The sequence below is a fragment of the Peribacillus sp. Hz7 genome (genome assembly GCF_042136355.1).
Classification (GTDB): domain Bacteria; phylum Bacillota; class Bacilli; order Bacillales; family DSM-1321; genus Peribacillus; species Peribacillus asahii_A.
The window spans coordinates 168,266-190,901 of sequence record NZ_JBHHJV010000005.1; the positions used below are offsets into that span (position 1 = coordinate 168,266).

20 protein-coding genes, 1 other RNA gene and 1 pseudogene are annotated in these 22,636 nt (G+C 37.1%); 16 read left to right on the top strand and 6 right to left on the bottom strand.

Going from position 1 to position 22,636, the window contains the following annotated elements:
- Positions 1–222: 222 nt before the first annotated feature.
- From ACE199_RS09700 to ACE199_RS09730, 7 genes and pseudogenes are all read left to right on the top strand, one after another.
- A complete protein-coding gene (locus tag ACE199_RS09700) occupies positions 223–1,032 on the top strand; it encodes an SHOCT domain-containing protein (RefSeq protein ID WP_375349570.1) in 810 nt (269 codons plus the stop codon).
- Positions 1,033–1,259: 227 nt separating this feature from the next.
- On the top strand, positions 1,260–1,847 hold the full coding sequence (locus tag ACE199_RS09705) for a recombinase family protein (RefSeq protein WP_375349571.1): 588 nt from the start codon (positions 1,260–1,262) through the stop codon (positions 1,845–1,847).
- Positions 1,848–1,962: 115 nt separating this feature from the next.
- The gene (locus ACE199_RS09710; RefSeq protein ID WP_375349572.1) at positions 1,963–3,096 is read left to right on the top strand and encodes a restriction endonuclease; all 1,134 of its coding nucleotides are present in this window, start codon (positions 1,963–1,965) and stop codon (positions 3,094–3,096) included.
- Positions 3,097–3,388: 292 nt separating this feature from the next.
- A pseudogene (locus ACE199_RS09715) lies at positions 3,389–3,505 on the top strand (hypothetical protein); the annotation flags it as partial.
- 285 nt (positions 3,506–3,790) lie between these two features.
- Positions 3,791–5,005: a translocation protein TolB gene (locus ACE199_RS09720; protein WP_375349573.1), complete on the top strand. Its 1,215-nt coding sequence runs from the start codon at positions 3,791–3,793 to the stop codon at positions 5,003–5,005.
- A 246-nt stretch (positions 5,006–5,251) separates the two neighbouring features.
- Complete coding sequence (locus ACE199_RS09725; protein ID WP_375349574.1) at positions 5,252–5,515, top strand: CD3324 family protein; 264 nt, start codon at positions 5,252–5,254, stop codon at positions 5,513–5,515.
- Between the two features lie 159 nt (positions 5,516–5,674).
- The gene (locus tag ACE199_RS09730) at positions 5,675–6,325 is read left to right on the top strand and encodes a FusB/FusC family EF-G-binding protein (protein WP_375349575.1); all 651 of its coding nucleotides are present in this window, start codon (positions 5,675–5,677) and stop codon (positions 6,323–6,325) included.
- A 41-nt stretch (positions 6,326–6,366) separates the two neighbouring features.
- Here ACE199_RS09730 and ACE199_RS09735 read toward each other — a convergent pair whose 3' ends face one another.
- From ACE199_RS09735 to ACE199_RS09745, 3 genes are all read right to left on the bottom strand, one after another.
- Entirely contained in the window at positions 6,367–7,818 is a 1,452-nt protein-coding gene (locus tag ACE199_RS09735; RefSeq protein ID WP_375349576.1) for a DHA2 family efflux MFS transporter permease subunit, read from the bottom strand.
- Between the two features lie 160 nt (positions 7,819–7,978).
- The gene (locus ACE199_RS09740) at positions 7,979–8,785 is read right to left on the bottom strand and encodes a M15 family metallopeptidase (protein ID WP_375349577.1); all 807 of its coding nucleotides are present in this window, start codon (positions 8,783–8,785) and stop codon (positions 7,979–7,981) included.
- A 23-nt stretch (positions 8,786–8,808) separates the two neighbouring features.
- On the bottom strand, positions 8,809–9,357 hold the full coding sequence (locus tag ACE199_RS09745; RefSeq protein ID WP_375349578.1) for a hypothetical protein: 549 nt from the start codon (positions 9,355–9,357) through the stop codon (positions 8,809–8,811).
- A gap of 439 nt (positions 9,358–9,796) precedes the next feature.
- Here ACE199_RS09745 and secG point away from each other — a divergent pair, with 439 nt between their 5' ends.
- From secG to ssrA, 5 genes are all read left to right on the top strand, one after another.
- On the top strand, positions 9,797–10,027 hold the full coding sequence (gene secG / locus ACE199_RS09750) for a preprotein translocase subunit SecG (protein ID WP_127761997.1): 231 nt from the start codon (positions 9,797–9,799) through the stop codon (positions 10,025–10,027).
- A 259-nt stretch (positions 10,028–10,286) separates the two neighbouring features.
- Positions 10,287–11,033 carry an alpha/beta hydrolase gene (locus ACE199_RS09755; RefSeq protein ID WP_375349579.1) on the top strand — a complete coding sequence of 249 codons (747 nt, stop codon included), beginning with the start codon at positions 10,287–10,289 and terminating at the stop codon, positions 11,031–11,033.
- A 32-nt stretch (positions 11,034–11,065) separates the two neighbouring features.
- Complete coding sequence (rnr, locus tag ACE199_RS09760; protein ID WP_375349580.1) at positions 11,066–13,423, top strand: ribonuclease R; 2,358 nt, start codon at positions 11,066–11,068, stop codon at positions 13,421–13,423.
- Between the two features lie 50 nt (positions 13,424–13,473).
- A complete protein-coding gene (gene smpB, locus ACE199_RS09765; protein ID WP_252287308.1) occupies positions 13,474–13,941 on the top strand; it encodes an SsrA-binding protein SmpB in 468 nt (155 codons plus the stop codon).
- Positions 13,942–14,068: 127 nt separating this feature from the next.
- Positions 14,069–14,430: a transfer-messenger RNA gene (gene ssrA / locus ACE199_RS09770) on the top strand.
- A gap of 231 nt (positions 14,431–14,661) precedes the next feature.
- Here the strand turns inward: ssrA and ACE199_RS09775 are convergent.
- Positions 14,662–15,984: a M14 family zinc carboxypeptidase gene (locus ACE199_RS09775; RefSeq protein WP_375349581.1), complete on the bottom strand. Its 1,323-nt coding sequence runs from the start codon at positions 15,982–15,984 to the stop codon at positions 14,662–14,664.
- 842 nt (positions 15,985–16,826) lie between these two features.
- On the opposite strand from ACE199_RS09775, the gene ACE199_RS09780 reads away from it, so the two are divergent.
- Positions 16,827–17,213, top strand: a complete 387-nt coding sequence (locus ACE199_RS09780; protein WP_375349582.1) for a sporulation protein — start codon at positions 16,827–16,829, stop codon at positions 17,211–17,213.
- Positions 17,214–17,323: 110 nt separating this feature from the next.
- Here the strand turns inward: ACE199_RS09780 and ACE199_RS09785 are convergent, their stop codons facing one another.
- Positions 17,324–18,094 (bottom strand): serine/threonine-protein kinase, encoded by a 771-nt coding sequence (locus ACE199_RS09785; RefSeq protein WP_375349583.1) that lies wholly within the window; start codon positions 18,092–18,094, stop codon positions 17,324–17,326.
- Positions 18,095–18,398: 304 nt separating this feature from the next.
- Positions 18,399–20,267 (bottom strand): N-acetylmuramoyl-L-alanine amidase, encoded by a 1,869-nt coding sequence (locus ACE199_RS09790; protein WP_375349584.1) that lies wholly within the window; start codon positions 20,265–20,267, stop codon positions 18,399–18,401.
- A gap of 307 nt (positions 20,268–20,574) precedes the next feature.
- Between ACE199_RS09790 and ACE199_RS09795 the strand changes: the two genes are divergently transcribed.
- Genes ACE199_RS09795 through ACE199_RS09805 form a run of 3 tightly spaced genes read left to right on the top strand, consistent with a single transcriptional unit; the run spans position 20,575 to position 22,634 of the window.
- Positions 20,575–21,030 (top strand): hypothetical protein, encoded by a 456-nt coding sequence (locus tag ACE199_RS09795; RefSeq protein WP_375349585.1) that lies wholly within the window; start codon positions 20,575–20,577, stop codon positions 21,028–21,030.
- A gap of 23 nt (positions 21,031–21,053) precedes the next feature.
- A complete protein-coding gene (locus ACE199_RS09800; RefSeq protein WP_375349586.1) occupies positions 21,054–21,350 on the top strand; it encodes a hypothetical protein in 297 nt (98 codons plus the stop codon).
- Positions 21,351–22,634: a glutathionylspermidine synthase family protein gene (locus tag ACE199_RS09805; RefSeq protein ID WP_375349587.1), complete on the top strand. Its 1,284-nt coding sequence runs from the start codon at positions 21,351–21,353 to the stop codon at positions 22,632–22,634.
- Positions 22,635–22,636: the final 2 nt, after the last annotated feature.

Below are 22,636 nucleotides of genomic sequence, written 5' to 3' on the forward strand. Positions count from 1 at the left end.
AAGCAAGTTTGGTGACGTATTTAACATGATTGTGTTGCATCCCCACAATCATGTTAAATATTTATAACGTGTGAATTTAACAAAAAAACAGGTCAATAGACATATTTATGGCGTGTGCAAAATAAGTTTAAATCATTCATTTTTTTATAGACGAAATGGAATTTTAGAGTATATTTGAATTAGGTAATTTAATGTGTATTTGGATAATATCGGAGGGATGTTATGTTAATAATCATCGGTATAATTTTGGTGGGATGTATATATTGGGTATTTTTTAGTAAGTCAGCAAAAAATATTGTGGATAAGGAGTTGGCAAGGAAAGAAGAGGTTAAGAAAAGACATAATGAAAAGCTTAAAGGGATATTTGATAAGGAAAACTTAAAGATTACACAACAGTATACGGTGCCTAACTATTCTATTATAGCAGTTGACGAAAACAGCCAAAAAGTTTGTTTTTTGAAAAGTAATAGTAAAATTAATAATGATAAACATTTGCTTGAAATTGAAAAGGTTAAATATGATGTAAAAACTTTCCCGTATAGCGATATTTTAGAATCAGAAGTAATAATAGATGGGGAAACGGTGACAAAAACATCAAGGACAAGTCAAGTTGGGGGAGCAATTTTAGGTGGAGTATTGGCAGGTGGAGTTGGAGCAGTAATTGGTGGATTATCGGGTAAAACCTCTTCAAAAGAAAAAGTGAAATCTATTCAACTTAAAGTAATCGTTAATGACACAAAAAATCCATTACAAATTATTAATTTTTTAAATGAACCTACCTCAATTGAACGAAGCAATGAAAAGTTCACTAAAGCAAATAAAGAGATTATGCACTGGCACAGTCTTTTTAAGGTCATTATAGATATGGTTGATAAAGAAGATAAAAGTAAAAAAGTGATACAAGATAATAATACTGAGTCTAATACTTTCAATAATATTTCTGACGAGATTAGAAAATTACATGACCTTTTTAAAGAAGGGATCATAACCCAAGAGGAGTTTGAATCACAAAAGAAAAAGATTATATCGTAAACTATTGACCTCATCTAATCAAAAGGTGAGGTTTTTTATTATGTTTGTTTTTAATTATTATATTGGTGTGTATGTTACCGATAGACTACACTTAAACGGTAATGAACAGGTGTAAAATGAAATCTAGACGTATCAAGGGTTTCATGACCTTAAAATATTACCGTTTGACTATTACCGTAATTATTTGTAAAATATTACTATGGATTAACGGTACTGGAGTGATTTAAATGAAAACAGTAGGCTATATACGTGTTAGTAGCGAATCTCAAAATATTGCAAGACAAAAGAAATCGTTGAAAGAAGCGGGTTGCACTCGGTTTTATATTGAGAAGCTAAGTGGTGCTTCAATGGAGCGTCCAGAACTACAAAGAATGCTTGAGGAACTTGAAGAGGGTGATACGGTAATTATTCATGAAATTAGTCGCTTATCTCGTTCTACAAAAGACTTACTAACAATTGTTGATATAATTCAGAGTAAAAGAGCAGGATTAAAATCTATAACGGATAAATGGTTAGACCTCTCGGATGACAACCCTATGAGTGAGTTCCTATTTACTATCTTTTCAGGTTTAGCACAGTTTGAACGTAAGATGATAAAGCAACGTCAAAAAGAAGGTATAGAGATAGCTAAAAGTGAAGGGAAGTTCAAAGGACGTAAAACAAAGCTAATTGAAGGTGGCAAAGAAGAACAGCGAATGAAAGCCATCATCGAAGCTTATAAACAAGGGAAGTCTATAAGTGACATTCGTATAACTTTTAAAGTAGGTACAGGAACGATATACAGATTATTAGAACGAGAAGGGTTAAAAAGGTAGTCAATTGACTGCCTTTTTTAATTTAATTTCAGAGTAATTCTTTTAATGAGAATTTATAATTCCATAATCATGATAAAATGGAACTAATTATTATACTTAGTATGGAGATGGGGAAATGAAAAAGGGTTATATAACTCAAATTGCTTTATCTAAAAAAGTTGGATGGTCTGAGGGGAATGGTAGAAGATGGATAAAGATATTTAAAGATTACATACCTGTTTTAATTGATGGAAGAAATAAATATTATAATGAAGAATCATATAAGGTCTTATTGACAATCAAGACATTGAGCGAAAAAAACTTTAATAGTAGTCAAATTTTAGAGATTTTTAATGAGAACGGAGTACCGTCTACGGATAAAGAACTTGTTGATATTATTGAAAGTAAGTCAATATTTAATGAGTTTGACCAAACAATTGTTGATTCAATTCCATCCTCAAAAGAATTAATAATACCATTGTTAAACGTAATGAGAGATGGGAAAACCTATACAGGTTCTAATCTCAATGCAGGAGTAGCAGAATACTTTTCTTTATCAGAAGCACAATTGAGTATTTCATATCCAGATAGTAAGGAATTTATTTTTACTCATAGGATGAGAGCTTCGAGATATTCTTTGAAAAAGCAAGGTCACATTGAGGAAGTTAGTAAATTCACATATCAAATAACTGAATATGGATTGGCATTACTTAATGATAACTCTGAAGAAATAAATGAAGAAATTGAAGAATTAGAGAAGTTTATTGACCCATTTGAAGTTATACAAGATAAAGTTGAAGAAATTGAAGATGAATTAATAACTAAGTTAGTAGACGAGCTTAAAAAAGCACATTGGAGAAGATTGGAAACTATAGTTATTGACTTATTAACTGCTATGGGATACGGTGATGGTCAAGTTACGGAGAAGACTAATGATGGAGGTCTAGATGGTATTATTAAAGAGGACAAGCTAGGTCTTGATAACATTTATGTTCAAGCAAAGCGTTGGGAGAATACAGTTGGAAGACCAGAAGTAATGAGTTTTTCTGGAGCATTGGATGCTAAAGGTGCTAGAAAAGGTATTTTCATTACAACATCAAATTTTACTAAAGGTGCAGAAGAATACGTTGAACGCCTTGAAAGTAAAAAAATAATTCTAATCGGTGGTAAAAAATTAGCGAGGTTAATGATTGAAAATGATATTGGGGTAAGTGTGAAGAAAAGATTTGTTATTAAAGAAATAGATTTCTCCTATTTTGAAGGAGAGTAAGAAGGTTAAGGTAGCATTATTGTTTTAAACCAGATTTTTGAATAGTAGGGTGGCATATGACCAAATGTAAGGGGTTAAGTACGGTATTCAGTTATAGCACACCTGCTCCCGCATTCTAAGTTGGAAATTGGATTATTATAACAATGGTTATAAGGGTTATGATATAATTAAGTTAATTCATACAAAGCTTGAACTAATAATAATCGCAATGTATGAATTAAGCAATACAACCACATATATAATATGAAGAAAAAAATAATAAACGTTGATTTAATCATGTTTTGTATAAAATTCTATGTCACGTACAGACCGTATCGCGAAATACAACCAACTTCTTCGCATCGAAGACGAGCTTGGCGATTTAGCGGTATATGATGGTTTGAAATCTTTCTATAACTTGAAAAAATAAGTTTTTAAAACTAAAAATGTTCTTAACTTAGTCATATAGTTTATGGCTGTTAACCTCCTATTTATATGTGGTCATTCACAATAAGTAGGAGGTTTTTTGTGTTAATAAAAGATTGGTTGAAGGCATTTATATTTGAGCTAGAAATGAAAGCTTATTCAAAAAGAATAATCGGAATTTATAATAATAAAATGATGTATTTGCCCTTGAACGAAGTCCTATTGTTAGATTGGATGGTCGAATCTTACCCATCAATCAGGACACCCTATTGTAAGGAGGGGATAATTGATGAAGATTCGGATTGTATTAATACTATTGCTTAGTTTTTATTTTTCAACAAGTGTTTCTGCTGAAGCTCCGCTTAAAGCTGCTTTTATACGAGACCATCAGTTATGGATGAAAGAGGGCGATCGAGAAATACAACTTACAACGGGGCGATATGTTTACTCTCCGCAATGGTCGAAGGATGGTCGGTTTATCGCCTATTTAGATGGTGATGAACAGGCCGAAAAAACCTATTTGTTTATTTATGATGTAAAGCAAAAAGAAAGCTACCAGCCGTATTCAACTATTGAAACAAGAAATTTTCAATGGTCACCGGTTTCCAATCAACTTGCTTATAATGCTGGTGGTGTACTGAATGTTACAAAAACAGAGAATGGACGCCCAAAAGGTTTTGAGAATGTTTCTTTAGGTGTTAGTGATTTTGCCTGGTTTCCAAGTGGAAAAGAGTTCATCGTTTCATCACAATCCAATTTGCTTCCTACTGGCTGGGAACCTGTTCATTTTTTTAAAGTTTCAGTAGATGCTAAGCTTGATTCAGATAAAATAAAGCGTTTTTACACCATTCAAACAAATACAACGGACTTATTTGCGATTAATGCTGAATATTTTAAATGGAGCTCGGATGGTAAGTGGGTCAGCTTTTTAGCAACACCGACAGCATCTTGGTCCAATGATAGTAATACACTATGTGTGCTGTCTTCAGCAGGAGACCATTTTCAAGTTATAGGAAAAATGCTTTGGTATAAAGACTGGATAAAATGGGCTCCGACAAAAAATCAATTAGCCTACATATCTGGTGAAGGTAGATTTTTCGTTGAAAATAAAAAAACTGCAGTAGCTGACATTCCAATCTCGAATCAACAAAAGGAATATACACCTAAAGGCTATGTTGACCTTGATGTAGATTGGTTCTCGCCAGAAGAGGTGATTGTTGCACGTGCAAAAGAAAATAAGGAATGGAAAGAGGGACCCGTTCCAACAATGTTTACAACGCTATATGCCATTAATATAAAATCAGCAGAACAAAAGCAGATTTCCTTCCCGAAGAAAAATGAACTAGACGATAAACCTCAAGTGGTGGGGTCCTATATTACTTGGTATCGAAAGCATCAAAAGGGAAATCAAGGAGAGGTATGGATTAAGAATGGATTGAATGGTTCAGAAGATCGTTGGTTAAAACATGTAGACTCTGCCGCGGTTTTTTTCGATAAAAAGTAAACAAGATGCAAGGAACTGTCATTTACTTTATAATAATATGAATTATAGGGAGGTGGAGAAAATGGCAAACAGGATAAGCTTGCCAGAATCTGCAGCGACTCATGCAAAGCCTAGTATTGGGAAGGCGATTCTTTGCATGGGGCGGACTTTTAATTAAACGAATATCGCCCAAGTAAGCATAGATTCATTTCTAATATACGGCTTTGCACCTTATTTTCATTTTTAAAAAATAAGGAGCTGGCAGAAATGAAATATGTAAAAGCGACGGCTGTTTTACCGCAAGCGCTTATTAATGAAATTCAAAAATACGTTCAAGGAGCAACGATTTATATTCCAAAACCAGAAGCAGCTCATCAGAAATGGGGGACGCGTTCTGGAAGCAGAAAGTGGATTGATGATCGAAATACTCATATTAGAAGGGCCTTTCAAAACGGGTCAAAGATTGATCAATTAGCTGAGGAATATTGTCTCTCCGTAGAAACAATTAAGAAGATTGTATATTCTAAATAAGAGTGGGCAGCACTGAGGATCTTTCGTCTAGATAATCAGTGCTTTTTCTAATATGTCGAATTTGTTTCTTACTCATTTTCTACATTGAATAAAAAAAGTGAATCTTTTAAAGTAAAAGCTAGATGAGATTATTTTTTTAAATAAGTAGGAGTGATAAAGATGGAGCCGTTTATAAGAAGTGACCAATATAACTTTATCCGCAGGCAAACGCAGATTTTAATAAATGGTCATGCAACTGCTAATGATATACATGTTTTGACTACATTAAAGACACTTGCAAAAGAAAAAGTATTTGGGTTGTTTGAGGAGACAAGTGAGGAACAAGAACAGTTGCTCATTCCAATTATGGATGTAAAAGATAATGAAGGAGCCGAGGCCTTTCTTTTACAAGTGGAACCATATGTGATTCCTTTTCAAACGATAACGGAGCAAACGATAAAGAAATTGTTTCCGAAAGCAAAGAAGCTAAAGGTACCTGTATTAGAAAATGTGAATTTAAAGGAAACTTCATATGTAAGTTGGTATGATAAAGGATCCAATAGAAAGTATATAATAGCTCGACATAATCATAAGCTGAAAGGTCTACAAGGAACCTTTACGAGCTTAAATAAAAAAGGCATTTGCACATTATGTAATGCCCATGAGAAAGTAGGGATGTTTATGTCTGAAGCAAAAGGAAAAGGGGGAGAACAAGGCACATTTATTAAAAGAGGGAATTATATTTGTGAAGATAGTCAGAAATGTAATTATAACCTCATCACATTAGATAAATTACATGATTTTATCGAGCGATTGAATGAAACAATATAGTTATCTGGATATCCAAACAAAAAAACTAACTCGGAAGGGAGTTAGTTTTTTTGTTCAACGTTTACACGTTTAATAAACAAGGCACATATGAGCCCAATCACAGAGACGATTAGAGCGAATACAAAGGCATCTTGAATCCCTGCGTTTAAAGAGTTAACAGCATTTAATGGATCATTAGGGTTTGTCACGTTACTCATATAGCTTTTCTGACCAGCTGACATAATGGTTATAGCAACAGCTGTACCAATTGCTCCTGCTACTTGTTGGAGCGTATTCATAATGGCTGTACCATCTGGATAAAATTGTGGCGGCAGCTGATTTAAACCATTTGTTTGAGCAGGCATCATGATCATGGAAACACCAATCATTAAGAAAATATGTAGAGCAACAACAAAAGTAATGGCTGTATCCATGGAAACGCTGCTGAACAACCAAAGAACAATAGTTACAATGACCATCCCGGGAATAACCAACCATCTTGGACCATATTTATCAAACAAACGTCCCATAACAGGTGACATGAACCCGTTGAGAATACCGCCTGGTAATAAAACGAGTCCGGCAGCAAATGCGGATAGTGCCAACCCGCTTTGTAAATAGAGCGGCAGCATAATCATGGAGGACAGAATCGTCATCATTCCAATAAAGAGGAGGATGACACCTAATGTAAACATTGGAAATTTAAAGGCGCGTAAATTCATCATCGGTTGCTGCATCGATAATTGTCGAATAGTAAACAAAATAAGCGCAATGATTCCAACAAGTAAAGCGATGATTACTTTTGAACTGCCCCAGCCTTCTCCTTCTCCTGAGACACTAAAGCCATAAACGACTCCGCCGAAGCCAAATGTGGATAAGATAATCGATACTATATCAATTTTTGGTTTTGTGATCGTTGATACATTTTCCATAAATAGAATTCCGCATATAAGGGAAAGGGCGAAAAATGGAAGAGCCAGCCAGAAAATCCAATGCCAGCTAAGATTTGCAATAACCAATCCTGAAATCGTTGGACCGATGGCAGGTGCAAACATAATGACGAGACCGATAAGTCCCATAATAGACCCTCTTTTATGAATCGGGAAAATCAGTAAAATCGTATTAAACATTAAAGGTAAAAGCAGTGCTGTACCAATGGCTTGAATAACACGAGCTACTAATAAAATCTCGAAGCTTGGCGCAAGAGCGGCAATAAGCGTTCCGATAATGGAGAAAATGAGTGATGTAATAAAGAGCTGTCTCGTTGTGAACCATTGAAGTAGAAGTCCTGATACAGGAACTAATATACCGAGTGTTAATAAATAGCCTGTTGTTAACCATTGAACGGTTGAAGGTTGAATGGCGAAAATTTGAATTAAGTCGTTCAGTGCGATATTTAGCGCAGTTTCACTGAATAAACCGATAAATCCAGCAATTAAAAACGATAGTAAAATCGGAAAGGTTCTATACTGCCTCTCCTCTTGTTGAGTCTTTTCTTGCGTTTGTGCTTGCATGATATTCCCCTCTCAAAAAATAGATGAAACAGTTAAGAATAACTGTGTATTCCCCATTATTTCTTTAATGAAATTCCTCCAATATTTTTAGCCTATGTTAAGCTACTCGATAATAACATAAAAAGTGCCTAATAAACGGATTAGGCACTTTCTTTGCGTATTATTTTTTTGTTGCTTCTGTATCAACAGGTACAGCATTATAATATTCTTCTAATGTAATACCGTTTTCAAAAATTTCTGTTGCTGCTTCTACGCCAAGATAACGTAAATGCCAAGGTTCATATTTATAGCCTGTAATATGCTCTTTTCCCTCTGGGTAGCGGATAATAAAACCGTATTCATGTCCATGTTTCGCCAGCCATTCTGCCTCTGCCGTATCCCCAAAACAATCTTGCGCAGCGCAGGCCCCATCAGCTGTTGTGACATCGATAGCCAATCCTGTTTCATGTTCGCTTGTTCCTGGAAGGGCACTGTATGTTTTAGCATTCTCCAGACCGTCGCGTTTTACATAGTTGTTAAAAAGTGATACTTGGGTTTCGTGAGAACGATAGGCGGAAACACCGGCTAAATGTACGTTTTGTTTTTTAGCGGCCCCGAACATTTTTTCTAAAGCCTTTGCTGCTTCTGCTCGCATCATTCTTTTTTCAATTTTTTCTTTAAAAATAAAGTCTACTTTCGGATAAATGAGATCAGCAGGTTTATAATCTTCCGGCAGGCTATATTCTTTATTCACAAGAACAGCAATATTTTCAGGTTCGGCTAACGTGTACAGCCCTGCTTGAGCTGGTTGGGCGGATTGGTCGACTGCCACTTCACGTATTTCTTCGGGCTCTTCCTGCTGTTGTGCAGCTGGCTCTTTTTGTTCTTTTTCTTGAGAAATATGTTGATTATCTTGCTGCGTAAATGAACAACCTGAAATGAATAATAAGGAAGATAGGGCGGTTGCTGTAATTGCTGGTTTTAACATGAGTAAGACTCCTTCATTTGTACTTATCGAAACCAATATTCGCGCTGTAGTTCTTTCTGATATTTATCAAGGAATAATCCAATCCAAATAACCATTAATAAAATGGGATAATCATCACGAACAACAGCATCGATAATAGGTGCCGACCAAAAATGCTCTAAAAAACGGTTAGCAGGAAATTGACTAAATGTTTCATATAGGACGATGCCTTGAAGTGAGAGCCAAAGAATCGTTAACGTATTTGTTCCAAACCCAATAACAGCGGCAATTAAACTTAATGCGACGGCAATGAGTCCAAAAAGTAATATACGAAAATCAGCTTGGAAAAAGTCAATAGGGCTATTGGATAAACCGTTGTAAATAATAGCTGTAAAATAAATAGTTGTTGTAACATAGGCTGCAAATAGCAATAATCGATTTCCTTGATATTTTGCAAGCAAAAGCAAAATAGGGGAAAGGACGATTAGTAAAATGCTGACGATATTGCTGCCGCTTGTCCATAAAGCATAACTAGCTATACCAGATAAAATGATAGCTAGAAAATCGAGAAATCGCAATATATTTTGTAGCATAAACGCCACCTCTTTCTAGATCTTATGGAAATTATCTCAAAGTTTAGGTAGAAAAGAAATGAAGATTCAATTTTTTTACTTATAGGCAACAGGTTTTTGAATTGTTCTTAGGTTATTTATGAACGTTCCAAGGTGCTTTCGCTTTTGTGATTGTCTAGCTCGAGCACCTAGCTCACTGTGAGAAAGATAAGAGTCACCAAAAGGCAAAGAGCGCCTTTTTGGGCCTCTTCCTATTTTTTTCGTGAGCTGTTCGAGGTGCTTTCGCTTTTCTGATTGTCCAGCGCCAGCACCTAGCTCGCTGTGAAAAAGATAAGAGTCACCGAAAGGTAAAGAGCACTTTTTCGGGTCTCTTCCTATTTTCTTCGCGAGCTGCCCAAGATGCTTTCGCTTTTCGTGCGAATATGGTAAAGTAAAAGTAATGTCTTGGGGGTGTTCATGCATGCATGCTTTATTAGTGACACTTTTAGTAATCGTTTGTATCGCATTGATTGCTTGTGTATTACTGCAGTCAGGGAAAAGCGCAGGTCTATCTGGCGCCATTTCCGGTGGTGCAGAACAATTATTCGGTAAACAAAAAGCACGTGGCTTAGATCTAGTTCTACATAGAGCGACAGTTGTATTATCTGTTATTTTCTTTGCTTTAACGTTGCTAATCGCTTATTTTGAATAAACGAATATTAAAGAGGTCTAGCTAATGAAGCTAGGCTTTTTTCTATGTTCTTTTTTAAAGTATAAGCTTTGTTATAGCTAAACGTATAAAGTTTCGTTCCTATTTGGTGTCTAGTTTGAGCTAAGAGACACTCGCCTTGCGCTTTTATGACTCTAACAGGTATAGTTGAGAAGTAGTAAATGAAAAATTTAGTATGGTAAGAATATTTTTCCCTATTTATGAAGAGATATAAACGTTTCGTGTAAAAGGAGTTTTTGGAATGAAGATTAGATTGCCGCAGCCCTTTACATTTGAAGGCGGGAAACGTGCTGTATTATTGCTGCATGGATTCACTGGGAATTCATCTGATGTTCGAATGCTTGGCCGTTTTTTAGAACAACGAGGTTATACTTGTCACGCACCGCACTATAAAGGTCACGGTGTCCCACCAGAAGAGTTAGTCACAACAGGTCCTGTGGATTGGTGGAAAGATGTAATAATGGGCTATGATTTTTTGAAACAGAAAGGTTATGAGGAAATTGCCGTAGCAGGGCTGTCTCTTGGAGGCGTATTTTCTCTTAAATTAGGATATACTGTCCCTATTAAGGGTATTGTAACAATGTGTGCACCAATGTATATAAAAAGCGAAGAAATCATGTATGAAGGTGTTTTACAATACGCTCGTAATTTTAAAAAACATGAGGGAAAAGAGCCTGAGCAAATCGAATTAGAAATGAAGAAGTTTGTAGAAACACCGATGAATACGTTACAAGCGTTGCAGCAATTAATTAAGGATGTGCGGAATCATGTGGATCATATTTATGCGCCAACTTTCGTTGTTCAAGGGCGGCATGATGCGATGATTAATATAGATAGTGCCAATATTATCTATGATTCTGTACAATCTTCAATGAAAGAACTAAAGTGGTATGAGGAATCAGGCCATGTCATTACGCTAGATAAGGAACGTGCACAATTGCATGAAGATGTCTTTTCGTTTTTAGAAAGTTTAGATTGGAATGAGTAAAAATATACCCTAATGTAAGGAGGGTTTTGAATATGGAAGAACAAATCGATCAACATATCGAGCGGCTTCTATCTTATATGAAAGAAGAGGCATATAAGCCGTTAACTGTTCAAGAGCTAGAAGAAGCTCTAGGGATTGAAGATTCAGCAGATTTTAAGAACTTTGTGAAGGCGCTTGTCAAAATGGAAGAAAAGGGTCTTGTCATTCGGACGAGAAGCAATCGCTATGGCCTGCCGCAAAAAATGAATTTAATTCGTGGGAAGTTGTCTGGGCACGCGAAGGGATTTGCTTTTGTTACACCCGAAGATGAGCCGGGGGCAGATGATATTTTCATTCCACCAAATGAAACAAAGAGCGCGATGCACGGCGATACTGTTATGGTTCGGGTTTCTACGGAAACAAGTGGTTCAAGACGAGAAGGAACCGTGATTCGAATTCTTGAACGGGGCGTAACGGAGATTGTCGGTACGTATTCTGAAAGTAAACATTTTGGATTTGTCATCCCAGATGATAAAAAGATTGCAAGCGATATCTTTATTCCAAAACAAGTAAATGGCGGCGCTATTGAGGGACATAAAGTAGTTGTAAAATTAACTTCTTATCCTGAAGGGCGTACAAGTGCAGAAGGAGAAGTCATTCAAATTCTTGGCCATAAAAATGACCCAGGTGTGGACATTTTATCTGTGATTCATAAGCATGGTTTGCCATTAGAGTTTCCTCAGGAAGTGATGGACCAAGCGAATGCTGTGCCAGATACTATTGCGGAAAGTGAAATCGGCAACCGCCGTGATTTACGAAATGACGTGATTGTAACGATTGATGGCGCTGATGCGAAAGATTTGGATGATGCCGTTACGGTTACGAAGCTTGATAATGGCAATTACAAGCTTGGTGTTCATATTGCCGATGTTAGTCATTATGTAACAGAAGGTTCACCTATTGATCGAGAAGCGTTAGAAAGAGGGACAAGTGTTTATTTAGTAGACCGAGTGATTCCGATGATTCCACATCGTTTATCAAATGGTATTTGTTCTTTGAATCCAAAAGTCGATCGTTTTACCTTATCATGTGAAATGGAAATTACATCTGAAGGGGAAGTCGTACAGCACGAAATTTTTGAAAGTGTGATTAAAACGACAGAACGAATGACGTACAGCGATGTGAATAAAATTTTATTAGATCAAGATGAGGAATTGCTTGCGCGTTATGAGCCGATTATTCCGATGTTCCAAGAAATGGAGAAGCTTGCTGAGATTCTGCGTCGTAAACGAATGAATCGCGGAGCCATTGACTTTGATTTTAAAGAAGCAAAAGTGCTCGTTGATGAAGAAGGGCATCCATCGGACGTTGTGCTACGCGAACGCTCTGTAGCAGAACGATTGATCGAAGAGTTTATGTTAGCGGCGAATGAGACAGTAGCAGAACACTTCCACTGGTTAGATGTTCCGTTTATTTATCGAATTCATGAAGATCCAAAGCCAGAGAAGTTACAACGCTTCTTCGAATTCATTACAAACTTTGGTTATCTTGTTCGTGGATCAGCGAATGAAGTGCATCCACGGGCTTTACAAGAAATTATTGAAGCGGTAGAAGGCAAGCCGGAAGAAATGGTCATTTCTACGGTCATGCTTCGTTCGATGCAGCAAGCGAAATATGACCCGGAAAGCTTAGGTCACTTTGGTCTTTCTACGGAATTCTATACACATTTCACATCGCCGATTCGCCGTTATCCAGATTTAATTGTGCACCGTCTTATTCGCACGTATTTAATTGAAGGCAAATTGGACCCTGCTACACAAGAAAAATGGGATTCCTTGCTGCCTGATATTGCAGATCATACATCTAAGCGGGAGCGTCGCGCTGTAGATGCTGAGCGCGAAACGGATGAGCTGAAAAAAGCAGAATATATGCTTGATAAAATTGGCGAAGAGTATGATGGAATTATTAGTTCTGTTACGAATTTTGGTATGTTCGTGGAGTTGCCAAACACAATTGAAGGGCTTGTTCATGTAAGTTATATGACTGATGATTATTATCGCTTTGACGAACGTCAACTAGCGATGGTAGGAGAGCGAACAGGAAAAGTGTTCCGAATTGGGGATGAAATTTCGATTCGGGTTAGCAATGTAAATAAAGAAGAGCGTGCGGTTGATTTTGAAATTATCGGTATGAAAGTGAGTCGCCCACGTCCATCTTCTGGTGAGAAACGAGTATTTAAAGCAAATGCAGGAGAGAAAAAGCGCGGCCGCGGCGGACGAAATGGTCGTGATGAAGGACGTGGAGGTCGAAACTCTGAACGTTCCTCATCTGAACGAAAGCCGAAAAAGAAGAAAAAGTTTTATGAAAATGCACCGTCTGCTAAACGTAAGAAAAAACCAAAAAAGAGATAATGTATGAGAGAGGATGAGTCATCATCCTCTCTAAAGAAGGGGAGAGCAAGATGCCAAAAGGAGTAGGCAAGCAATTAGCACAAAATAAAAAAGCGTATCATGATTATTTTATTGAAGATACGTTTGAAGCTGGTATAGTGCTTCAAGGAACAGAAATTAAATCGATTCGAGCAGGCAAAGCGAATCTAAAGGATTCCTTTGCGAAAATTGAACGTGGGGAACTATATTTGCACAACATGCATGTCAGTCCGTATGAGCAAGGGAATCGTTATAATCATGATCCATTGAGAACGAGAAAGCTATTGCTTCATCGCAAGGAAATTAATAAACTAATAGGTGAAACAAAAGAAACAGGTTATACGATTGTTCCGTTAAAATTATATTTAAAAAATGGTTTTGCAAAAGTATTAATTGGGCTTGGTAAAGGGAAGAAGCAATACGATAAGCGTGATGACTTGAAGAAAAAAGAAGCAAAACGTGATATTGAACGAGCTTTCCGTGAACGTCAAAAGATGTAGTGTTTTTACAATAACTTACAATTGATTTTTTAAAGAAACATGCTATAATTATTCTTGTAACGATGACAACTGAATAACACAGCAAACAATGCTTGCTATTCATTCTCGTACGCTCCATTCTTATACTGGGGACGTTACGGATTCGACAGGGATAGTTCGAGCTTAGGTTGCGAGTCGAGGGGATCGGCCTCGTTAAAACGTCAAAGCCTATAACTGGCAAACAAAACAACAACTTAGCTTTCGCTGCTTAATAACAGTCGATAGCTGTTCCTCCCTCCATTGCCCATGTGGTAGGGTCAGGGACTCACTCTAAGTGGGCTACGCTGGATTCCACCGTCTGAGGATGAAGGAAGAGAACAATCAGACTAGCTGCTCAGACGCCTGTCGATAGGCAAATGAGTAAGCGAAACATGAATATGTCGACTACACTCGTAGAAGCTTAAGTGCCGTTATGTCTGGACGTGGGTTCGACTCCCACCGTCTCCACCAATACATATGTTGGTGGTTTTTTGTTTTATTTTTTAGGGGATTTTATGCTTGAATTTTGTGATTTTATTTAATATTGCAGGTACATTTGTTACTTTAAAATAAAATTTGATGAAATTAATACTAATAACCTTTATATAAAATGATTCCCTGTTCTAAAAATCTAAACAATTATAGCTTTAAAAGCAAAGAGCAGTGATTCTATCAATCACTGCTCTTTGCTTTTTCCCATGTTTAAAAACCTGTGTCAGCGTCTCGTGTTGTTGGATCACTGATACTGTTCGAGGATTCCGGAATGTCATCGTAAACTTGAGGATCAACATTGTAAATGGAACCGTCAGCCAGACCTTTAAATACCTCATACAATGGAACTTTAACAGTTTCCTTTAGCATACCGGCCTGTTTTTGGCCAAGTGTTTGGCTCTGTCCTTTTATTTCGATCAGCATAATCGCAGCGTCATTTAACGCAAATGCACCGAGAGCCGTACCAGGCAGGTTCACATCCCGATATTTTTGAATGGCTCCATAATGTGAGAAGCCTCGCTGTAATGCCAGATTGGACAGGGCATTTACTTGTTTGCCCAGCTTCAGAACATCTGCATCTACTTCATATTGTTTTCCGGTGAAAGGATCTGTGTAAGGGTCGGCAACCACTGCCGCAAATTGAACTGGAACGGAGCGGTTATCTTCATCTGAAACGGTATTGAAGCCTCGGTGATGAACATCTACGTATACGTCTGGTCTAAATTCTTTGAAGACAGAGGAAACAGTACGAGCCTCAGCCGTTACAAAAAATCCTCCGTAATTGCTGTTATTGGTTGTCCTGCTATTTAAAAATGCTGCTACCTGGGATTTGTCTTGATCTTCAATTCTGAAGTCTAGGTTCGGATTGTAGTCACGATTTTGGTCATATCCAGGAATGCCGTATACGACTCGGCCGTTATTGTTTTGTGCGCGTTCACTGCCGTCAGCGTTGTAGTACCAAGGTGCTGTAGTATCACCTGGTAATCCGATATTTCCTGGAAGCCATGTTTGGTGTGTATACCTGGTCGGATACCAAGTTCCTTCATATTGGTTATCGGCGCCTTCTGGATTGATGCGCGGCATAATCCAGATGGAAACCTTATCTAGTATTTCATCCACTTCCTTGCCGCCGCTTGATAGTTTTTGGATAATATCAATGGCTGCTTCGGTTCCGATTTGCTCATTTCCGTGAATTTGAGTGGTAATGAGAATCCGTTTCTTGTTTGTATCAGCCTCTCCAAACTTCACAACATACAATGGATCGCCCTTTTCTACTTCAGTTTGGTAGCCATCAGGAGCCAAATTTGAATATCCGGCAATATCCAGCTTCATCTTGCCTTTTGAGGAGGCTTCCAGTTTTTGAAGCTTTTTGGCCAACTCTTCATTGGACATGTAGCTTGAGAGCGAGATATTTTGCTCGTTTTCTACATAAGGTCCGTTTGGGTTTGATTGCGGCGCTGCAAGGGCTGTAGAAGACACTGCCATAGTTAGAGCCATTGCCGTCGGAACGACCAGCCTTGAAATTTTCCTCATCACACTTCCCCCTAATAATCTTGTAATCCCTTGATTTTCAGATATGTATAATAAGTGTTTAGGGACTCTAATAAAATAATAGTCGAAAATGAATTGGAAGTTCAGGTAAAATTTGTAAAATTTAGAAAATTGATTCTTTTGGTACAAATAAAATGATAAGTGAATTTCTTAAGAACTAAATTTTGCAGGTAAAAGGGTAGTGGTAAAGTCCCTTTTATTTACATTTTTAACAGTTCGCGGAAAGGAATCATCTCGTAATTATATTTGAAAGAATAACCCTTCAAATGATAGTTTAGCTCTTAATAATCATGGACTATATTTTCCATTTTTGGTCATTAACTATAGATATAAACAAGGTTCAAGTTTTTTGACATTCTGATAGAGTTTATTTATAATATTTTTAAATAGTTGAATACTTCTTCTTAAGGGGAGTAGCTTTTACAACAAAGTCGTCATTACGGAGTGTATCATTCCCGGCTTTGTCGGCAACATAACGTTGTTAGCCAGACCTTTTGCCTACTGGTAAAGGTCCTTATATGTGTATTTTAAACCTTTACCATCTACTGGTAAGGGTTTTTTGTTTTTATCCCACACTTAACGGGCAGTAAGACCCCACCTCAAGCTTATGAGGAAACAAAGAAGATAGGTGAGGGAGAAGTTTCCTAGCTATTTAAAAATAAGAAAAGGTTGGGGAATGTATCAAATAAAAACATGAAAATCTCATTCCATAAGCTAATGACTAATAACAAGCTTAGCTTTTGAAGGATAAGGTGAAGTAAAAATATTTGAAAAGCTTACGACAAAAAAATTACTGTTATATAAATAATTCAGGAGGGTGTTCATTGATATTAAGGAAAAGCATGGCTCTATTAGGAATAGGTTCAGCAAGAATTGATTTGATTTTGCAAAAGGAAGCGTATAGACCTGGTGAGGTCGTTTATGGTTATTTCTCTATCGACGGAGGAAGCATTGAACAAAAGTTAAAGAGAATAGATTGTAATCTCGTATTGACTGATAAAGCTGCAGGTATTGAAAAAGTAATAGATACTAAAATCACTTTGACTTCCAAGCTGATTAATTCTGAGGAACTATATACCCTTCCATTTACCTTCCAGCTTCCAGTATCTATTAGTGCTTCAACAGATGAAGTATCTTATCATTTTCAAACAAAGCTGCACTTTGATGAAGGTGTAACCAGCCAAGATCAGGATATCATTCAAATCCTGTAGTGTCCGTGATTGCATAGGCAAAAATTGAGGATTTATGGTAAAAGAAGTGTTTATGGATAAAATCCAATAGTCATCGATAAGAGGGCCCGCTTCAAAGTTGTGGGCCCTCTTTACAGTGGAAGTGCTTCATAAGCCGTCCGAGTATCCGGGAATGCTTGTTGGATTAGAAGTAAACGTTCTATATAATGCTGTACATAGAGAGGCAACTGCAATTCTTCCTGCCAGCATCGTTCCTTTTTATCATGAGGCGTGTAATTGGAATATAGTAAATACAGTAAGAAATGTCCGATATAGTAAAGGTCGCTAATATAATTTTCTACTTTTTTCGGATTTTTTATCGTATCGATGTTTATACTCTCTTTCATATAACAAGCTAAGCCAAAATCAATGACATATAGTTCATTATAATGAAGGAGGATATTTGGGATACGTAAATCGCGATGAACAATTCCGTGATCATGAATCGTTAGTACAATTTCAAATAATTGTTTGACGAGTGTTAATGATTCATGGACGGAGAATGTTTGTCCCTTATTAAAAATAAGATGTTCAAACGTCTGGCCTTCAATAAAATCCATCATATAAAATGGAAGGCCTTTAACAAAGCCTTCCTCTTTGATAGTGGGCAAGTTCGGATGCATTTCCTTTTGGAGAAACGCAATTTCTTGCTGAAAATTATTTTTTGTTGAGGCTTTATTTTTATGCTTAGCACGCAGTCGTTTTAAAACATACTTCTCATTAGTGAGCTTATGCTGAAGTAAATAAGCGACTCCAAAGGATCCTATCCCTAAGGTGTCTAAAAATTCGTACTTATTACTTTGGTTGATGTGGTCGATAAATAATCGATTGTATTTGATTTCATAAAGGTGTTGAAACATCATTCTCATAAGCCCTCATAATCAACTGCTTGAAAAGCTGCGAGAACTAAAAAAGCCCTTTTTATGTCCTTTTTTGTAATGTTTATGCCCATAATAATTTTGTTTACTTGAATAATGCTTTCTACGAGAGCTGCTTGAATAATATCTTTTATGTTTAGAGCTGCTTCCGCTATTTAAGAGTGATTTAATGATTTTCTTTAAAATAAGAATCGCCTCCTTTAGTTACCAAGTATAAAAAAGTCATTTTCTCATTGCAACAATAAGTAACTCTCTATTTTGTGAATAAAAAAATCCCCTATATAGGGGATTAATCAAAGTATTTTTCGAGACCTTTATAAATTCCGATTGCTGATTTGTATTGGTAGGTTTCTGTAGAAACTTTTTTTCTTTCTGTTGCATTGGAAAGGAAACCTAACTCTACTAATATAGCAGGTTTTTTATTTTCACGAATAACATGGAAATTACCTGTTCTTACACCTCGGTTACTTAAGCCTGTTTGTTTAACGACTTCATCCTGAACATACTGAGCAAGTGTTTTCTCATTAACATTTGTTGCCCAATAGAAAGTTTCAATTCCTTTTGCACTTGAACTTGAGCTTGCATTGTAATGAAGACTAACAAATGCATCTGCCTTATTGTTGTGGCTAATAGCTACTCGCTGCGAAAGTGTTAAGTACGTATCAGTTGAACGTGTCATAACTACTTTTGCTCCCGCCTTTTTAAGTAAGGTTTGAAGCTGTTTCGCCGTTTGAAGTGTTAGATTCTTTTCAATATAATAGGCTCCTGGATCTTTTCCTCCGTGGCCTGCATCAATGACAATGACTCGATCCTCTAATCCTTGAGAAGGCTTAGTTTTGGTTAAATAGGATAGAGAAGCCCAGCCTGTAATACCGGAACTCGTTTCGATTCTACCCCAGTTTCCTTTCGTTTCGAATAAGGTCACTGCTTGTCCTTTTTTGACGGCTGTTAATATGCCGTAGCTTGTGCCTGCACCAGTACGGATGTTTAAAGATGAGGCTCCATATACATAATACGTCGTTCCCTTTTCTTCCATATCACTTTTTTTAATATAACCTTTAGTAGCGACACCACTTATGTAAACAGTAGCTTCATACCACTCAGAGGTGAACGTTTTATACTTTAAAGTGGAACCTGAAGAATAGGATCTTAACTTTTTAGAATTAGTAGAAGCTTTTGCATATACAGATATTTTAGTTGGTGCGACACCACTTAATGATTCCTGCGGTGTTACTTTGTTTTCTACATCTTTCGTTCTAATATAACCTGTAACAGCTGTACCGGAGGAATAAACCGTTGCTTCATACCAGTCGGAAGCGAATGTCCGATATTTTAAAACGGAACCTTGAGCATAAGACTTTAAGATTTTTGAATTTGTTGTTGCTTTTGAATAAATAGCAAGCGTGTTAGTTGCAATCCCTGTTAAGTTCGTTTGCTCGGAAGCGATTGTTTCCACATCATCTTTTTTGATGAATGCTGTTGTTACGACACCGTTTACATAAATCTTACAAATGTACCAATCATTATTGAATGATGCATATTTTAAGATACCTCCTTCTGGGTAGCTTTTCAGTACATCGGCATTGTCCTCCGCTTGTGCGTAGACATTTGTAGAATCTTGTACAACTAACCCGCGCATCGTTGGAGCTGGAGCTTTAATCGTCTCCGATTCGCTTGACGATGGTACCTGTTCGACTGCAGCTTCACTTTCTGTCTGTTGTTCAGCTGCTAGTGCTTTTGTTTTTGTTTCTAGACTAGTTGTTTCAGGTGTACGTGTTTCTTCAAGAGCACTGTCTAAAGGTTCCTCATTCATTTTTGTGTCTGTTGAATCTGGATCCGCTGTCTCGGGTACAGAAATCAATGAATTTTGGATATACCCCGTTATGTCCTCATCCGTGAGTGAATCGGTAAAGCTTATGTATGTATAGCTTGTTCCTGTATGTAGTACATAAACTTCTGATTGATTTGGGATAGAAGTTAAAATCTCACTGTCTGATGTCTCTTCTTTTAAAACTGGAACCAGTTCTTCGTTTTCCGACGAGACGATGGCTTTCTCAGAGCTGCTCTGAATTGTTTCTGCATGGCTTAGCATGGGGAAGCCTGAACAAATCAACATGAAAGTGAGTACGCAGATGAGAATTTTTGTGTAGTTTGTCATGATGCCCTCCTAACTTTGTAATATTTAAGAGAATAATATTCTCCAACGAGTATAGTAACATATTAGGTTGTGACAAATTGACTAGGAAATGTTAACTAAACCAAGGGAATATTAGAGTTTAAACGGTTGTATGACTAATGTTACGATTATATTAAATTTTAGATATATTGTTTTTACGATAATGTTTCATAGGTATTTTACAAAAAATAGATAGTATTTCTCATATTGATTATGTGAATATTCCAGTAAAATAAAAGTCGAATTATAAATGAAACGTAAGGTAGATACATAGAAGAAGGGGAGTTGCATGAAGTTTCAATCTGTTATTTTAGAGTATCGGCTGCAAAAGGGACCTGAGCAATTTGTACCGATTTATCATTATCCAGGTATTGACCTAGAACAAATTCTGGCAAGAAGAGAATGTGAATTTTTCGTTAAAGAAGGGGTTACATATAAACAGCTTTCCTCCGCCATCGAAAATGATTTGTTTGTCATTTATGTGGAAGTGTATGAAGAGGGACTAATAGAAAAAGAAGAGGATTCGAAGCAGGGGATCAAGCTTGAAGTTCGTGAGTTGAATGCATGGAAGAACCATCCGCTTATTACGTCTAAATATATGACCAATCATCTAGATGTGTTAAGTGTAATTGGCAGTGTATATACATATGATTACGGTAAGGAATGGGAGCGAGATTCAGCAGAGATTGATGAAGACCGGAAAGTGTATGTGTTATATGTAACACCAACTGGCTATACGATGTGAACATGGGGAGAGGAGTATAGAAATTGAAAAAAACAAAGAAAATGATGACAGGAGTATTAACGGCGGCGCTTGCTGCTTCTTTAGCTGCTTGCGGGGAAGATCGTCCGCCTGAACCGACTGGATATGATTGTGATGATTGGGACTGGGATAAGAAGACGGGAACGTATTACTGTGATGACGATAGTTCCTCGCACTCAGGTGGCTACTATCACAACGGGACTGTTTATTCAAATAAAAAAGCATTAAAAACAAGTTCTTCTTATCAGTCCTATGTCAAGTCGGGGATTGGAAGTGGAACAAAAGGTGGATTTGGAGGGTAAATGAGTACGTTTCATGATGACAGGAAGCAGTTTTATGAACAAATCGACGGGTTTTGGTCTGATTTATATGGTATGGAATACGCTTTGTGGGATGTGAAAAAGGAAACATCAGAAACGATTGGACGCATCCGAACAGCGGCGGAGCGAATCGGTCATATTTTTTATAAAACGGCTCCATTGCTAAGGAATTTAGATGATGAGACATTCCTTCAACTTGGATTTCCGCCTGAATCTTTTTCGTATATTCGTTTGCAGACCCTGCCTTTTGAAAGTGTTATCGCCCGCCTTGATTTAGTGGTGACAGAACAAGATGTGAAATTGCTTGAGATGAATGCAGATACACCGACTTTTATTATGGAGACATTTAATATAAATGAAAAAGTGTGCAAAGCGTTTCAGCTTAAAGATCCGAATGAAGCTTGTGAGGATAAGCTCCGAGAAGCGCTTCAGCAGGCTATTAAAGCAGCTGTTCGCTTTCTCGGAAAAAGAAAAACTCCCCATATTGTTTTTGCTTCCCATGGAGATCACGCAGAAGACCGCTTAACCACTATGTATTTACAGCAATTGAGTGGCTTTAATAGCCGTTTTACAAGTCTTGATCGATTAAGAGTTGTACCGGAAGCGATTAAGGAGAATGGAGAAGTTGTAGTAGAACGCGGACTGTACGATGACCAAGGTGAAAAAGTAGATGTATTGTATCGTCAGACGTATCCACTTGAACATCTAATCGAAGATGAAGACCCTTTAACGAAAGAAAAAGTAGGACAATTTTTAATGAAGCTTGTGGAAGAAAAAGAGTTGGCTGTTATCAATCCTCCTTCGGCTTTTTTGTTGCAATCAAAAGCTATTATGGCTCTTATTTGGGGATTACATGAAGTGAGGCATTCTTTTTATACAGAGGAAGAACATCAATGGATTTCGACCTATTTTTTGCCTACTTATATGGATGAGGACTGGTTTTGGCAGCAAAAGGTGAACTATGTAAAAAAACCGTCGTTCGGTCGTGAAGGAGATACGGTTGAAATTTATGGAGGCACAGGTCAAAAGATGGACGAAGATCAGCATAAAACATATAAAGATTCAGTGCCGGTTTATCAACAGTTTATCGAGCTTCCTAAAACAGTTGTGCAAACAGAACAAGGAGAGAAGCAAGTACACTATATGTACGGTTGCTTCTATATAAATGGTCAGGCCAGTTCTATTGGCATTCGTGCTGGGAGACAGATTACAGATAATGAATCATATTTCTTGCCAATCGGCTTAGATACAGAGGAGGAAAAATAGAG